The following is a 251-nucleotide window of genomic DNA, read 5'->3' on the forward strand; positions in this document are numbered from 1 at the left end:
GTCTTTGCCACATAACCATTTACTGATGTAAGGTGCAGCCGCTTCCGCACCACCTGCACTCAACGCTCCTGCTAGGGCGTTATTGTCTCCTGCTGCTGCAACTGCTGCTCCTAATACCGCGTGGGCAAGGATATGTGCAGGTGTGCCTTCTGCATTGTGTTTTTTGAATTGTTGTCCAATTTCATATGACAATGCTGGCGATGCAGTTGCGGCTACTATGCCCATTGTGCTTTCGGTTGGCGCACTTAAGC

General features: G+C 50.6%; 1 protein-coding gene. It reads right to left on the minus strand.

Annotation, left to right across the window (positions count from 1 at the left end; genetic code table 11):
• A partial coding sequence (locus ACTHSP_RS23935; protein WP_440347222.1) for a hypothetical protein occupies positions 1-225 on the minus strand: 225 nt, incomplete at its 3' end.
• Between the last annotated feature and the right edge of the window lie 26 nt (positions 226-251).

It is taken from the genome of Neisseria sp. P0001.S005, assembly GCF_051963715.1.